The 14,913-nt window shown below is 70.9% G+C and carries 10 protein-coding genes; 4 read left to right on the top strand and 6 right to left on the bottom strand.

Annotation, left to right across the window (positions count from 1 at the left end):
- The first annotated feature begins 188 nt into the window (after positions 1-188).
- From LQ326_RS19070 to LQ326_RS19060, 3 genes are all read left to right on the top strand, one after another.
- Positions 189-1,067 carry a universal stress protein gene (locus LQ326_RS19070; protein WP_234538333.1) on the top strand — a complete coding sequence of 293 codons (879 nt, stop codon included), beginning with the start codon at positions 189-191 and terminating at the stop codon, positions 1,065-1,067.
- Between the two features lie 264 nt (positions 1,068-1,331).
- Complete coding sequence (locus LQ326_RS19065) at positions 1,332-1,607, top strand: SHOCT domain-containing protein (protein ID WP_234538332.1); 276 nt, start codon at positions 1,332-1,334, stop codon at positions 1,605-1,607.
- Complete coding sequence (locus tag LQ326_RS19060; protein ID WP_234538331.1) at positions 1,604-2,215, top strand: sulfocyanin-like copper-binding protein; 612 nt, start codon at positions 1,604-1,606, stop codon at positions 2,213-2,215. Before LQ326_RS19065 ends, LQ326_RS19060 begins: the two co-directional genes overlap by 4 nt.
- A 188-nt stretch (positions 2,216-2,403) precedes the next feature.
- On the opposite strand, the gene LQ326_RS19055 is transcribed toward LQ326_RS19060, so the two are convergent.
- The 6 genes from LQ326_RS19055 to LQ326_RS19030 form a co-directional block, all read right to left on the bottom strand.
- On the bottom strand, positions 2,404-5,706 hold the full coding sequence (locus LQ326_RS19055; RefSeq protein ID WP_234538329.1) for a TIM-barrel domain-containing protein: 3,303 nt from the start codon (positions 5,704-5,706) through the stop codon (positions 2,404-2,406).
- 220 nt (positions 5,707-5,926) lie between these two features.
- Complete coding sequence (locus tag LQ326_RS19050; RefSeq protein WP_234538327.1) at positions 5,927-6,958, bottom strand: ABC transporter permease; 1,032 nt, start codon at positions 6,956-6,958, stop codon at positions 5,927-5,929.
- Entirely contained in the window at positions 6,955-7,917 is a 963-nt protein-coding gene (locus tag LQ326_RS19045) for an ABC transporter permease (protein ID WP_234538326.1), read from the bottom strand. Before LQ326_RS19045 ends, LQ326_RS19050 begins: the two co-directional genes overlap by 4 nt.
- Positions 7,910-9,427, bottom strand: a complete 1,518-nt coding sequence (locus LQ326_RS19040) for a sugar ABC transporter ATP-binding protein (protein ID WP_234538324.1) — start codon at positions 9,425-9,427, stop codon at positions 7,910-7,912. Before LQ326_RS19040 ends, LQ326_RS19045 begins: the two co-directional genes overlap by 8 nt.
- Before the next feature lies 1 nt (position 9,428).
- Complete coding sequence (locus LQ326_RS19035; RefSeq protein WP_234538322.1) at positions 9,429-10,526, bottom strand: ABC transporter substrate-binding protein; 1,098 nt, start codon at positions 10,524-10,526, stop codon at positions 9,429-9,431.
- A 146-nt stretch (positions 10,527-10,672) separates the two neighbouring features.
- On the bottom strand, positions 10,673-11,686 hold the full coding sequence (locus LQ326_RS19030) for a LacI family DNA-binding transcriptional regulator (protein ID WP_234538321.1): 1,014 nt from the start codon (positions 11,684-11,686) through the stop codon (positions 10,673-10,675).
- A gap of 157 nt (positions 11,687-11,843) precedes the next feature.
- On the opposite strand from LQ326_RS19030, the gene LQ326_RS19025 reads away from it, so the two are divergent.
- Entirely contained in the window at positions 11,844-14,447 is a 2,604-nt protein-coding gene (locus LQ326_RS19025; RefSeq protein ID WP_234538319.1) for a PA14 domain-containing protein, read from the top strand.
- Positions 14,448-14,913: the final 466 nt, after the last annotated feature.

The following is a 14,913-nucleotide window of genomic DNA, read 5'->3' as shown; positions in this document are numbered from 1 at the left end:
CGCGTACGGTACCGAGGCCGCCGTCTCGGTCCCGCTCGGGAGGGGCTGACCGGCGTGGCGCCCGGGGCGGTCTCCACTCTGGGGACGGGTGCCGGATCCGGGAGCCGCTGCGCCGCCCGGCAGAGCGGCGGAGGATGGACGGGAGACGGACAGACCTGCGCAACATGGTCACTGTGAGGAGGTGCGGCATGTCGAAACCGGTCGTCGTGGGAGTCGACGGCTCACCGTCCAGCCTGGACGCGGTCGGGACGGCGGCACGCGAGGCGGCGCTGAGCGGGGTCGGCCTGCGGCTGGTGCACGCCTTCGGGTGGCCCTCGATCCATCCACCACCCGGTGGAGCGCCCTGGGATCCCGCCAGGGCGGGGGTGCGCGAACTGGTGGACGGCACGCTGGCCAAGGCCGAGCAGCGGGCACGCGAGGTCGCGCCGCAGGTGGACATCACCCGCGAGGTCACCGTCGGCGAGCCGCTGATGGTGCTGGAGATCGAGTCGCGCACCGCTTCGCTCGTCGTGGTGGGCAGCCGCGGTCTGGGCGCGTTCGGCAGCCTGCTCCTCGGTTCCACCGCCGTGCACCTGGCCGCGTACGGCCACTGCCCGGTGCTGGTGGTGCGGGACACGCCGAACCCGGACGGTCCCGTCCTGCTGGCGGTGGACGGCTCCCCGGCCGGCGGACGAGCTGTCGAGTTCGCCTTCGCCGAAGCGTCGATGCGAGGCGCGGATGTGCTGGCCCTGCACGTGTGGAACACCTGGAGCGAACGGGCCTACGAGGGGCCGGGCGACCCGCTGAACATGGTGGTCGACATCGACCGGCTCCGCGAGGAGGAGCAACGGCTGCTGGACGAGACCACGGCCCCGTGGCTGACGCGCTACCCGCAGGTCACCGTGGAGCGGCGACTGGTGCGCTCCCGGATCCGCCCGGCGCTGATCGAGGCGAGTCATGACGCGCAGCTCGTCGTGGCCGGGGCACGTGGACGCGGCGGTTTCACCGGCCTGCTGCTCGGCTCGGTCAGCCAGGCCCTGCTGCATCACGCGCACTGCTCCGTCGCGGTGGTCCGCGGCAAGGAGTGACCACCGCGACGCGTTCCTCGGGTACGGGGCGGGGGTGCCGGTCCGGAGAGGCGGCCGCGAGGCGACGGCGGAGACCCGGGGTGGTGGACGCCTGGGCGGAACGTCGTGCTCCGCGAAGGGTTTCCGTACGGCTGCGGGCGGCGGAGCCGGGTGGGCCGTTGGGTCTTCCGGCCCTGTACCCGGGAACAGTGGCCCAGCTCGATCGAGGTCTCGCTGATCCATCCTGGTGGCACTGGAGCAGTTCAGCCGAGGGAAGTGATCGGCATGATGTGGTACGGAGACGGATGGGGCTGGGGCGGCTGGATCGTCATGACGGTTTTCATGGTGCTGTTCTGGGCCGTCCTGATCATCGGGCTCGTCGCACTTGTGCGCTACCTCACCGGTGCGCATCACCAGCAGTCCGGTCCCCCTGCACCGTCCGGTGCGGGCGGGTGGCAGGAGCGACACGCCGAGAACCTGCTCGCCGAGCGGTTCGCACGCGGGGAGATCGACGACGACGAGTACAAACGCCGGCTCGCGCTGCTTCGGGAGCACCGGTGAACGCGCACCCTCGCCGAGGAGTGCGGTCGGCGATCGCCATCGCCGCCGCGGCCTTGGTGCTGGGTGTCGCCACGACCGGTCTGATGGCCGCGTCCGGCGCCTTCCACCGGACGGGACCGGCCTCCTGGCGAGGGCAGAGCACACGGTGCAGCGCACCGGCCGCGCAGGGCAGTGCCGTCGATGTGACCGTGTGGGACATGGGACGCATGATGAGCGGCCCGAACCGGTCCGTGCCGGACAACGGCCGTCCCGGCTGGTACGGCACGGGCATGATGCGCATGGTGGCCCACCCCGCGACGATCCCGGCGGGAAAGGTGACCATACGGGTTGTCAACGCGGGAACTCTCGCCCACGAGGTGATCGTGCTGCCGCTGCCGGCGGGCCAGGCCGCCGGCGAACGTGCCATCGGCTCCGACGGCCGGGTATCGGAAGCAGGCAGCCTCGGCGAGGCGTCGCGCACTTGCGGCAGCGGTACCGGAGACGGCATCGCCCCCGGTGCGGCGTCCTGGACCACGGTGACGCTGCAGCCGGGCCGCTATGAGCTGCTGTGCAATGTCCGGGGCCACTACGCGGCCGGGATGTACACAGAGCTGGACGTCACTCGGTGAGTGAAGGAATCGGCGGCGGTGCGCCGGTCCGGCCGGCATCAGGACAGCGCGGTCCTTCCCGCCCCGGCCACGGTCCTTCCCGCCCGCGCCACGGTCCGTCCCGGCAAGGCCGAGTCCAGGCTCGGGTGACGGCGCGGGGGTCCCGCGCGGCGTCGGCCGCGCGGGACCCCTTCGGCTTCGCCGGTCCGCTACCGGTACCTGATGGTCATGGCACCGCGGATGCTGTGCGCGGACATGCTGATCCGCAGGACATGACGGCCGGCGTCCCAGTGCCATGCCGACTTCGACAGCTGTGCGCCGTCCGTGACGACCTGCCGCGGGGGTTGTTCCACCCCGAGGAAGGACACGGTCCAGGTGCGGCGGCCGGCCTGTCCCCGGAACGTCCCCCTGGCGGGCCCGATCCGCAGCACATGCGCGTCCTTGTGCTCGGTGTAGCGGATCCGGGTGGTCGCCGAGCGTCCGGCGACGGAGCTGACGCCGTCGTCCTCGTAGAGGGAGAAGGCACCCGACGCTCCCGGGGCCACCGTGACGCTGATCTTGTCCAGCGGACTGTGCGCGTCGTGGGGAACATCGTCGGACCGGGTGGCGACGATCCCGCCCGCGCGGACGAAGACCGGCATGGTGTCCAGTGTGGTCGCGACGTCCTGTGTCGCGCCGCCCGCGGGCGCGGTGTAGGTCTGTCCGGTGAAGTAGTCCGTCCACCGGCCCGGCGGGAACCACACCGGCGTGGTGGTGCTGGTGCCGGGTGAGGTGACGGGGGCGACCAGCATGTCCGGACCGTAGAGGTACTCGCTGTCCGCCTTGGCGTAGGCGTCGTCCTCCTCCGGGTACTGCAGGTACAGCGGCCGCACGATCGGGGTTCCGGTGGCGTTGGCCTCCTGGGCCAGGGTGTACGTGTACGGCACCAGGGACTCGCGCAGCCGCAGGAACTTCTCGGCCGACTGCCGTGCCGCGGAGCCGTACTGCCACGGAAGACGGTCGCTGTGGTTGCTGTGCAGGCGGTCGATGGGCTGGAAGGTGCCGAACTGCACCCATCGGGCGTACAGGTCGTCGGGCAGTCTGGTGGTGCGGTGGGTCTGGCCGCCGGAGGTGTACGTCTCCGACCCGGGGATGCCGTACGGGTCGTTGTGACCGCCGATGTCATGGCTGACGGCGGCCAGGCCGGTGGCGGCCGACTCCCCTGGCGTGTAGCCGATCTCGGCGCGCAGCGTGCCCCAGTTCGACGTCGTGTCACCGGAGAAGTGCAGGGTGCTCCGCTTGTCGGCCCAGGGGCCGGTGGGCAGGCCGACTCCTCCGCTGTAACCGCCGGCCTGCAGGGATCCGTAGGCGCGGGAGAGGACGAAGCCCCGGCTGCCGGTCTCCGCGGTGAGGTCGGCGTACTTCTGGTTGATCCACGCGTCCGGGGTGACACCTGCCTGCGAGGAGCGCGAGGCGTCGCAGCACCAGTCGAGCCACCAGAAGTCGTTGCCGGCCCGGTCCATCGGCCGGTGCAGATCGAGGTAGGCCTTCAGCTGGTCGGGATCACCGAAGTCGAAGACGTAGCAGTCCGGGCCGGCCGCACATCCGCCCTGGCGCAGCTTGCCCTTGGCCGTGGCCTGCGCTGCCGCGAACTGCGGGTCGGAGCCGAGGATGCTCGGGTGCACGTTCAAGGTGTTGTACAGCCCTTCGCCGGCCGACCAGTCGAAGAACGCCTTCGGATCGGGGAACTTGGCCGGGTCGAAGTTCCAGCCGCTCCATGTGCTGGGCGACTTGAAGTCCGTGTCCGTGACCAGCACGTCCAGGGGTACGCCGGCGGCACGGAACGCGGGCAGGATGGTGTTCTCGTAGTCGCTCGCGGTGCGGTCGATGTACTCGGAGTACCAGACGCCGTAGGCCCAGCGCGGCAGCAACTGTGACGGTCCGGTCAGAGTGGCGAGGTCCGACAGGCCCTGCCGGTAGTCGTGTCCGAAGCCGAAGAAGTAGCCGTCCTGGTAGGGCCGGCCGCCGTGCGCGGGGCGCGCGGAGGTCTTCTTGGCGGCGGGGTCGTAGACCGCGGAGGGCGTGTCGTCGAGCAGGTACCAGCCGTCGCGGTGCAGGAGTCCGGGAGTGGTCCAGGGAGTGGGATCGCTGTCGCCGTTGAGTCCGTCCAGGCTGCGCCGGTAGCCACCCAGGGCGAGATGAGGTGCGGGGCCGGGCTCGCCCTGCGGGCTCAGTGCGAGGGTGTCGACGTTGACGTGACAGCTGGTGGCCTCCGGACAGGACAGGGTGATCTCGTCGGTGCCCGCCTTCAACTCCACGGGCACGGACGCCGACTGCCAACTGTCCCAGTTGTCCGTGGCGGGAAGAGTGAGGGTGCGCGAGGCACCACTGCCGGTGCCGACGTCCATCGTCCGTGCCTGATGGAGACCGTCGCCGCCCGTCCCGTTGGCGTACCGCAGGTGCAGCAGGTAGGTGCCGTCGTCGGGTACGCCCGTGATCCGGTCCGAGACCCGCGATCCCTGGTTCAGTTCCGCGGTGAAGCCATAGCCGGCATGGCCCTTGTGGTCGGTGGCGATGGTCGCGGAACCCGACAGCAGGGCGTCTTCGGCCTCGCAGCTGGTGCCGAACCGGCAGCCGGCCGGCGCGCTCTGCTCCCGGGAGGGATAGGCGGCTCCCGGACTGAGCAGGGCGAGGCTGTCGATGTTGACGCTTCCGGAGTCGGTGGCGGTGCGGCGCAGCGTGACGGTGTGCGGGCCGGCGCCGAGTGTCAACGGCAGACGGGCCACGTCCCAGGTGTTCCAGTCGGACGTCTCGGGAAGGGAGAACGTCCGCTCGGCACCGCCGTCCACGCCGAGGCTGAGGGTGCGGGTCTCGTGACGGCCGTCGCTGCCGACCGCGTTGGCGTAGCGCACGGCGAACTCGTAGCTGCCGGCCGACGGCGCCCGCACGTCCGCGGAGAAGGAGTTGTTGTCGACCTCGAAACCCGCGAGGAAACCCTTGCCGGTGTATCCGCCGTGGTCCGTGGCCAGACCGGGACCGTCGTACACCTGGTCCTCGGCCTCGCACAGGGCCCCGACGCCGCACACGGCATGCTGCCAGGGCGCCGCCGTCACCGGTGTGTTCCCCGCCTTGAACTCGGTGGTGAGGTTGTCCGCGGTGAAGGGTCCGGAGCCGACCCGGTAGCGCAGGGTCAGGGCGCTGGTGGTGATGGTCAGGACCCCGTCGCGGACGGACGAGCTGTACTGCGGCGGGGCGAAGGAGTCCCGGCCGACCGCGTTGAAGGTGGGCCGGTCCTCGAACTGGTCGTCCCCGGCGTACTCGGTCCGGATCAGTGTCGGTGACAGCACCTCGAAGCGGGCGTCCTGCACCGTCACCGTGGCGGCGCGGGCCGGCCGGTGCGCGGTGCCGGCTGCCGCGACGCCCGGGGCGGCCAGGCAGAGGGCCACCGCCGCACCGGTCGCGAGGTGTACCACGGCGGGTCTGCGCAACTTGCGAAACGATCTGGACCATGAAGGTCTCACGGCACGCTCCATCTCACGACGGCGGCGCTCCGGGGAGCGCAATGGTCATGCGGTGACGACTGCGCCCGAGCTGCGGACCGGGCGCATGCATCGATGTAAAGGCGTCCTGAGGAATGACACCACGCGGCCTTTCCTCTGTCCACGCCCGTAACAGGCAACGTTGTCAAAGGAGTTGATCGGTCGCCGGGGGGCGCGCGTCCGGCCCCCGGTCCCCGGCGGCGGCAGTCGGCCCTCACAGCACTCTGCGCCTGCGGCCCAGCAAGGTCTGGGCGACGACGACCACGGCCAGGAAGGCGCCGCTGACCACCTGTTGGTAGGCGGAGTCGAGCGAGCCGATCTGGTTGATCACGTTCTGGATGACCTTCAGCAGCAGCACCCCGACGAGCGAGCCGCTGATGAACCCGAAGCCGCCACTGAGCAGGGTCCCGCCGATGACCACGGCCGAGATCGCCTCCAGTTCCATGCCGGTGCCGAGAATGGTCACGCCCGACACCAGCCAGGCCGCGTTCAGTGCCCCGGCGAGCCCGGCGCACAGCCCCGACAGCGTGTAGACGGAGACCTTCGTCCGGGCCACCGGCGCGCCCATCAGGGCCCCCGCGTCCTCGTTGCCGCCGACCGCGTACACGTACTGCCCGAACCGGGTCCGCCGCAGCACGACGGCACCGAGCACGAACAGCACCACGGTGATCCACACGGGCACCCCGACACCGAGCAGCGAACCCTGCCCGAGCCGTGCGAAGAACGAGTCCTTGTCGACGAGATACGTCGTCGAACCCTCGTCGGTGATCGCCAGCAGAATGCCCCGGGCGCCCAGCATGGCGGCCAGGGTGACGATGAACGGCGCCAGCCGTACACGTGCGATCAACAGGCCGTTCACCAGCCCGATCAGACCGCACACGGCCAGCGGCAGCAGCAGCGCGACCACCGTTCCGTACCGCGAGCCCCAGGCCGCCAGCACACCGCCGAGGGCGAACAGCGACCCGACCGACAGATCGATGCCGCCCGTCACGATCACGAATGTCATCCCGAGTGCCACCACGGCGAGGAACGCCGAGGACAGCGCCATGTTCTCCAGGTTGTCCCCGGTCAGGAAGGTGTCGAAGCTCAGTGACGCCACGGCCATGGCCGTCACGAGGGTGACCAGGGCGCCGTGCTGCTGGGCGAGCGCGCTCAGCCGCTCGGAACGTCCGGCCCGCGCGGGGTCGCCGGCCTGCGGGCTCACGGTGCCGGCGGACCTGCCGGTCTCTTCGGTGTGCGTGGTCATCGCCTGCCTCGTTCCCGGGCCGCGTAGACGGCGAGGACGATCACCACGGCCTGGGCGATCTGGGTCCAGGACGGCGGCAGATCGTGCTTGATGAGCGTGGTGGTGAGCAGCTGGATGAGGACGGCGCCCGCGACGGTGCCGCCGACCCGCACCCGGCCGCCGCTCAGCGGGGTGCCGCCGACGACCACGGCGGTGATCGCGGACAGTTCCATCAGGGTGCCGAGGGAAGTGGGGTCGCTGGCGGCGAGGCGGGCGGTGGCGAGCACGCCCGCGACCGCGGCCAGGGCGCCGCCGCAGACGTAGACCACGACCAGCACGCGGCGTACGGGGAGTCCGGCGAGCCGGGCCGCGGCGCGGCTGTCGCCGATGGCCAGCACCTGCCGGCCGAAGGTGGTGCGGCGGACGACGAACGCCACCACGAGCGCGAGTGCCGCCGCGATCAGGACCAGGTAGGGCACGCCCAGGACGGCACCGGAGCCGAGTCGCGCCATGCCGGGGTCGCGTACGTCCTTGAGCTGGGGCAGCAGGACCAGGGCCAGTCCGCGGCCGGCGACCATCAGGGCGAGCGTGGCGACGATCGGCTGGACGCCGACGAACGCGATCAGGGCGCCGTTGGCGACGCCGACCACGACGCCCCCGAGCACCGCGGTCAGCGCGGCGATCCAGGGTCCGTAGCCGAGGTAGAGCGACAGCAGGGAGGTGGACAGGGCCATCACCGAGCCCACCGAGAGGTCGACGCCCTCGGTGCCGATCGCCAGCGCCATGCCCAGCGCGACGATGAGGACGGGGGCGACCTGGACGGCCTGGGTGCGGAAGTTCTCCGCGGACACGAAGTGCGGGGTGAAGGCGAAGTTGAACAGCAGCAGCACCACGACGCCCGCGTACACGCCGTAGTCCTGGAACAGGCGCAGCAGCCGGGCGCGGTCCAACGAGGCGCCGGTCAGGGTGAGTTCAGTCATCGCTCCCTCCAGCGGGTACGGCCGCGATGGCGCGCATCAGGGCGTCCTCGGTGACCGCGTCACCGGTCAGCTCGCTGACGACGACGCCGTCCTTGAGGACCACCACCCGGTCGCTGCCCTCGATCAGCTCCTCGGTGTCGGAGGAGATCAGCAGCACGGCGAGCCCGTCGTCGGCGAGTTCGTCGATGAGCGCCTGCACCTCCGCCTTGGCGCCGACGTCGATGCCGCGCGTGGGCTCGTCGAGCAGCAGCACCTTGGGACGCAGGGCGAGCCAGCGGGCTAGCAGCACCTTCTGCTGGTTGCCGCCGGAGAGCTCGCCGACCTTCTGGTGCGGGCCCGCGGCCTTGATGCGCAGCCTCTTCATGAACGTCTCGACGATCCGGTCGACGCGGGCGTCGTCGACGAGGCCGAAGCGGGAGAGCGCGGGCAGCGCGGCGAGCGCGATGTTCTCGCGCACCGACAGGCCCGGCACGATGCCTTCGGCCTTGCGGTCCTCCGGCAGCAGGCTGATGCCGGCGCGGATGGCGGCGGCCGTCGAGCCCGCGCGCACCGGGACCCCGGCGACGACGACCCGGCCGGCGTCGGTGGGCAGCGCCCCGGCGATGGCCTTCGCGGTCTCGCTGCGACCCGAGCCGAGCAGGCCCCCGAGGCCCACGACCTCGCCCGGCCGCAGCGTCAGCGACACGTCCTCCAGACGGTGACGTACCGTCAGTCCCGCGGCCCGCAGTACCGGTTCGGCCGCCGGGTCGTGGGATCCGGAGAACTTGGTCAGGCCCTCCGCGCGGACCTCGCCGATCTCCCGCCCGAGCATCATGGCGACCAGCCGCAGCCGGTCGAGTCCGGCGAGCGGGCCGCTGTGCACGACACGTCCGTCGCGCAGCACGGTGACCGTGTCGCAGATCTCGTACAGCTCGTCCATGCGGTGGCTGACATAGATCACCGCGACGCCGCGCTCGCGCAGCATGCGGATCACCCCGAACAGGGTCTGGACCTCGCGTGGTTCGAGGGAGGAGGTCGGCTCGTCCATGACGACGACGCGGGCGTCGACGGCGACGGCGCGGGCGAGTGCGACCATCTGCTGGGCGCCGACGCCGAGTTCGCGCAGCGGCCGGCGCACGTCGACCCGGACGCCGAGGCGGCGCAGGGCGTCGTCGGCCTCGCGGTGCAGGCGCCGGAAGTCGATGAGGCCCAGCCGGCCGAGCGGTTCGCGGCCGAGGAAGAGGTTGCGGGCCACGCTCATCAGCGGGACGAGGTTGACCTCCTGGTAGATGGTGGAGATGCCCGCGTGCTGGGCCTGCAGGGGCGTGCTGAAGCGGACCGGTTCGCCGTCGTACCTCACCTCGCCGGCGTCGGGCCGGTGGACACCGGTGAGGACCTTGATGAGCGTCGACTTGCCCGCGCCGTTCTCGCCGACGAGTGCGTGCACCTCCCCGGCGCGCGCGGTGAAGTCCACGTCGGTCAGGGCGCGTACACCGGGGAAGGTCTTGGACAGATGGGTGACGGAGAGCACGTCAGTAGGCCTTGCCGAGGTCCGACTGGGCGTTGGCCTTGGCGTAGGAACTGTCCTTGATAACGATGTCCTGGCCCACCTTCTCGCCCTTGGTGAAGGCGTCGAGGGTCTGGAAGGCGAGCGGTCCGAACCGGGGGTTGGACTCGATCACACCGTAGATCCAGCCGTCGACGATGCCCTGTACGGCGTTGCGGGTGCCGTCGATGGTCACGATCTTCACGTCGCCGGGCTTCTTGCCCGCACCCTTGAGGGCGTTGACGGCGCCGAGGCCCATCTCGTCGTTCTCGGCGTAGATCCCTGTGATGCCGGGCTTGGACTGGATGAGGTTCTCGGTGACCGACTGGCCCTTCTCGCGGGCGAACTCGCCGGTCTGCCGGAACACCACCTTCAGGCCGGGCGCCTTCTCCTTGATGCGGTCCTCGAAGCCCCTGGTGCGCTCGGTGGTCACGTTGTTGCCGGCCGCGCCGAGCAGGATCGCGATCTCGCCCTTGCCGCCGGTCGCCTCGATCATCTGGTCCGCGGCGCGCCTGCCCTGCTCGGCGAAGTCGGAGCCGATGAAGCTCACATAGTCCTTGCAGGCGGTGGCGTTGATCTTGCGGTCGATGGTCACGATCGGGATGTGCCTGGCGGCCGCGGCGCGCAGCACCGGTTCCCAGCCGTCGGAGTTGAGCGGCGCGACGACCAGGAGGTTCGCACCCTTGGCGATGAGGTCCTGGACGTCGCTGATCTGCTTGGAGAACTGCGACTGGGCGTTGGCGGTGAGCAGTTTGACGCCTCGCTTGTGCGCCTCGGCCTTGATGGAGGCGGTCTCCGCGATGCGGAAGGGGTTGGCCTCCTTCTCGGACTGGGAGAAGCCGACGGTGGCGCCCCTGAGGTCGAGCTTCTGGCCGCCGTAGGCGTCGATGGCGCAGGTCGGCCCCGAACCGGTGCCGGGCGAGGCGACCACCTGGCCGGCGTCGTCCTGCCGCGAGGCGGGGCTCTGCGTGCCGGAGTCGTCTTCGGACTTGGTGCATCCGGTCGCGAGCGCGAGGCTCGTCACGAGGCCGGCGGCGAGGAGGTGTCGTGCGGAGGCGTGACGGACAAGTGCGATGGGCTTCATGGGAGTCCCCAAACGGCGCGGCCCCGGAGAGCTGAGAGCGCTCTCGGGGAGGCTGGCTCTTGCGGTCAACTCGGCGTGCACGTCGTTCAGGTGAGGTTTTTACATCGTTGGAGAAGCCCTGTAAACCCTTCCGTCCGAAATCTCGTTCACCGCCGTCCCAGGGTGCTCTCCCGCTCGACGAGCCTGAACTCGGCGATGAGTTCGCGTCCACCGGGCTCCTCGCGGCCCGACAGGCTGCGCAGCAGGGAGGCGACGGCCATCTTGGCGATGGCCCGTTTGTCGGGCGAGACGGTGGTCAGGGTGACGGCGCCGAAGCGCCCCTCGGCGATGTCGTCGAAGCCCACCACCGCCACGTCCCAGGGCACCCTCAGGCCCCGCTCGTGCAGCACCCTCATGGCCCCGATCGCGATCAGGTCGTTGAACGCGAAGACGGCGTCCGGGCGCACGCCGGAGTCCAGCAGCTCGGCCATCGCCCGCGCCCCGTCGTCGCGGTCCCAGCCGCCGACCGGCACCACCAGGCCGTCCGGCGCGGGCACCCCGGCCGCCGCCAACTCCGCGCGCCAGCCGTCCAGTCGCAGGTGGGCGGGCTGGTTCACGGAGTCGGTGCGCGCGCCGAGGTAGGCGATCCGGGTCCGGCCGCGGCCGAGCAGATGGCGCACCGCGCAGCGGGCCGCCGCCACGTTGTCGATGGCGATGTGGTCGAAGGGCAGGTCGTACTCGCGCTCACCGAGCAGCACCAGCGGTACGTCGTCCGACCGACCCCGCAGGTCCTCGGCCTCCAGGGCCAGCGGGCTGAGGATCAACCCGTCGATCACCCGGGCCCGGAAGCCCTGGCTGACCAGGATCTCCTGCTCGCGCTCGCCGCCGGTGTGGTCGAGCAGGACGGTGAACTCGTGCTCCGCGGCCGCGTCGATCACGGCGCCGGCCAGCTCGGCGAAGTACGGGTTGCCGAGCTCGGGAACGGCCAGCGCGATGATCCCCGTGCGCCCCTTGCGCAGGTGACGCGCGGTCAGATTGGGCCGGTAGCCGAGCTCGTCGATGGCTGCCTGCACCCGGGCCCGCATCCCCGGGGTGACGTGCGGATAGTTGTTCACTACGTTGGACACGGTCTTGATCGAAACGCCCGCGCGTTCCGCCACGTCCTTCAGGCTGACCCGCAAGGGATCTCCTCAGCGTCGATGGGCGCCCCGCCCGCGGGGCTTCGTCGTGACCCTGGACAGCGGCCTGGAGCCGTGCTCTCATGCCAACTGCCGTTCCTTCCAACGTTGTACAGACTGAAGCAACGAGCCGCCACCCTTCCTCAGTCAAGGAGGATCCGTGCGCATCAGACCTCTCAGGCAACGCCTCGCCCTGCTGCTCGCCGCAGCGCTGGGCGCCGCGGGACTCGCCGCGGCGCCCGCCGCGACCGCGGCGGACGACCCCGTGGAGATCCACGGGCTCAAGGGCGAGTACTACACCCAGTCCGCCCCCGGCGCCTTCGACTTCCACGAGCTCAAGGCGACCGGCTTCGACCCGAACCTCGACTTCGACAACCTCGAACCCCGGCTCGCCTTCACCACCGGCCAGTCGGACGACGTCAGCGTCCGCTGGACCGGAAAGATCGTGCCGGAGAAGAGCGGCCCCACCACCTTCTCGATCATCGGCGACAACGGCTTCCGGCTGTGGGTCGGCGGGACGATGGTCATCGACCACTGGGTCGACGACTGGGACCGCGAACAGACCAGTCAGCCCGTCGAGCTGACCGCCGGCCAGGCCTACGACATCAAGGTCGAGTACTTCGAGCACTACGGCGGCTCCAACCTCCATCTGCGCTGGACCGAGCCCGGCGGCAGCAAGGAGGCCGTCCCGCAGTCGGCGTTCCGGCTGCCCGACGGCTTCGACTACGACGGTGCCGTCGCCACCACCGTCCTGGGCACCGGCCGTACCCTCAAGCTCGACTTCGCGCAGCCGCTCGCCGCACCCCCGGCCGGCCTGACCGGCCACCTCGAAGCGGTGATCGGCGGTGCCAAGTGGCCGCTGGGCGACGCCGTGCTGGACCCCGCGGACCCGAGGACGGTACTGGTCGCCCTCAAGGAACCGGTCGTGGGCAACAAGACCGGCACCGCGCGCGGCACAGCCGACGTCCGCTACGACGGAAAGGGCGGCCTGACCAGGACGGACGGCAACGTTGTCAGCGCCTTCTGGAGCAGCGGCGCCAACAGGTCCACCTATGAGCTGCGCACCAAGTGGGCCGACCAGGTCTCCGCGCGCAACGCCCACCCCGAGTACCCGAGGCCCCAGCTCACCCGCGGTGCCTGGCAGAACCTCAACGGCACCTGGCAGTTCGCCGCGGCCAAGGCGGGCGAGCAGCCGCCGGTGGGCAGGAACCTCGGCGAGAGGATCCTCGTCCCCTATCCCGTCGAATCCCAGCTCTCCGGTCTGGAACGGCACGAGGACCGCATGTGGTACCGGCGCACCTTCACCGTTCCGTCCGGCTGGCGGATCGGCTCCGGCAAGCACCTGCAGCTGAACTTCGGCGCCGTCGACTGGAAGGCGGAGGTGTACGTCAACGGCACCAAGGTCGCCGAGCACCAGGGCGGCTACGACAAGTTCAGCGCCGACGTCACCGACGCCCTCAGGCCCGGCCGCACCCAGGAGCTGATCGTCGGCGTCTACGACCCGACCGACGCGGCGAACGGCGAGAACCCGCCGATCGGCAAGCAGCGCCTGGACCCCAGCGGCATCTGGTACACCCCGACCTCGGGCATCTGGCAGACGGTGTGGATGGAACCGGTCGCCACCGACCACGTCGACTCGCTCAAGCTCACGCCGGACGTGGCCGCGGGCACCCTGACCGTCGAGCCGCGGGGAGTGCGCGACGGCGTGCCGGTCACGGCGACGGCGTACGAGGGCAGGCACAAGGTGGCCACCGTCGTCGGCCGCACCGGCACGCCCCTGACCCTGCACATCCGCAAGCCGCACCTGTGGTCGCCGGACGACCCGTTCCTGTACGGCCTGAAGGTGAACGTCGGCGCCGACCGCGTCGGCAGCTACTTCGGGATGCGCTCCATCGCCGTCGAGAAGGTGAACGGCGTGCCGCGCACCGTCCTCAACGGCAAGCCCGTCTTCATGATGGCCACCCTCGACCAGGGCTTCTGGCCGGACGGTCTGTACACCGCGCCGACCGACGAGGCCCTGGCCTACGACCTGCGGATGCACAAGAAGATGGGCTTCAACGCGGTGCGCAAGCACATCAAGGTCGAGCCCGACCGCTGGTTCTACTGGGCCGACCGGCTGGGACTGCTGGTGTGGCAGGACATGCCCGCGATGACGGCCGGGGTGAACCCGAGTGCCGCGGCCCGCGCCGAGTACGAGCGTGAGATGCGGCAGATGATCGACGAGCACATCAGCAGCCCGTCCGTCGTCATGTGGGTCACCTTCAACGAGGGCTGGGGCCAGTACGACATGGCCCGGGTCGCCGACCAGGCCAAGGCCTGGGACCCGACCCGGCTGGTCAACTCCATGTCCGGGCTCAACCTCGGGGACGACGGCGGCACCGGCGACATCATGGACGAGCACGGCTACCCCTCACCCGCCCTGCCACCCCACCCCGACGGCCGGCGCGCCCTGGTCAGCGGCGAGTACGGCGGCCTCGGCCTCGGCGTGCCCGGACACGCCTGGTCGGTGCAGCAGTCCTACGTGGACGTCGACCCGGCCACCTACACCGACGACTACCTGACCAAGCTCTCCGAGGTCCACGCGCTGGCCTGTCAGGGCTCCAACGGCGCGGTCTACACCCAGATCTCGGACGTCGAGGGCGAGCTCAACGGCCTGCTGACCTACGACCGCAAGGTCGTCAAGCCCGATGTCGCACGGCTCAGGGCCGCCCAGCGGGCGCTGATCGACGACGCGTCGCGGGCGACCCCGGCCGGGTGCGCCTGACACCCGCCCGAACTCGGCCGGCGCCCCTGCGCGCCGTGCCGAGCGCCCTGCGGTGAACACAGGCAGAGGTGCGGTCCCCTCGTCGTCCGAGCGGCGGCGGGCGGACCGCACTTCGGGCGTACGGCAACCACGCGGACGGCACCGAACGGTGGTCCGGTCCTCGCGCCGTACCCGCGCCATGACACAGCCGGCGCTCCCTGACGTCCTTGACCGGACGGGATCCCCGGCAGGGCTTGAGGCCGGCTGTCTCCTGCCGAGATGAGCGGGACCGCTCGGCAGGCCGGAGATCGACTGGCGTGCCAGTCTGGCCAGTTCCGCGTCGACCACCTCGGCCACGGTGGTCGCGCTCCGGGCCAGGGCGGCCTGACCGATGACCTGCTCCTCCTCCACCACCGAATCCAGTCCACAGGCCAGAGGGGCAGGTCGTCGAGGGGTACGCCGGAGTGCCTCGCCGGCAGCTCGCAGA

Source organism: Streptomyces shenzhenensis, from assembly GCF_021462265.1.
Taxonomy (GTDB): domain Bacteria; phylum Actinomycetota; class Actinomycetes; order Streptomycetales; family Streptomycetaceae; genus Streptomyces; species Streptomyces shenzhenensis.
The sequence above is the reverse complement of the archived record's forward strand: the minus strand, read 5'-3'. Positions and strand labels throughout refer to the sequence as shown.

What these genes read in the sequence shown, in the direction of transcription:
- LQ326_RS19070 (WP_234538333.1), top strand. Translation starts at nt 189, where the DNA reads ATGTCGAAACCGGTCGTCGTGGGAGTCGACGGCTCACCGTCCAGCCTG.
- LQ326_RS19065 (WP_234538332.1), top strand. Translation starts at nt 1,332, where the DNA reads ATGATGTGGTACGGAGACGGATGGGGCTGGGGCGGCTGGATCGTCATG.
- LQ326_RS19055 (WP_234538329.1), bottom strand. Translation starts at nt 5,706, where the DNA reads ATGGAGCGTGCCGTGAGACCTTCATGGTCCAGATCGTTTCGCAAGTTG.
- LQ326_RS19050 (WP_234538327.1), bottom strand. Translation starts at nt 6,958, where the DNA reads ATGACCACGCACACCGAAGAGACCGGCAGGTCCGCCGGCACCGTGAGC.
- LQ326_RS19045 (WP_234538326.1), bottom strand. Translation starts at nt 7,917, where the DNA reads ATGACTGAACTCACCCTGACCGGCGCCTCGTTGGACCGCGCCCGGCTG.
- LQ326_RS19035 (WP_234538322.1), bottom strand. Translation starts at nt 10,526, where the DNA reads ATGAAGCCCATCGCACTTGTCCGTCACGCCTCCGCACGACACCTCCTC.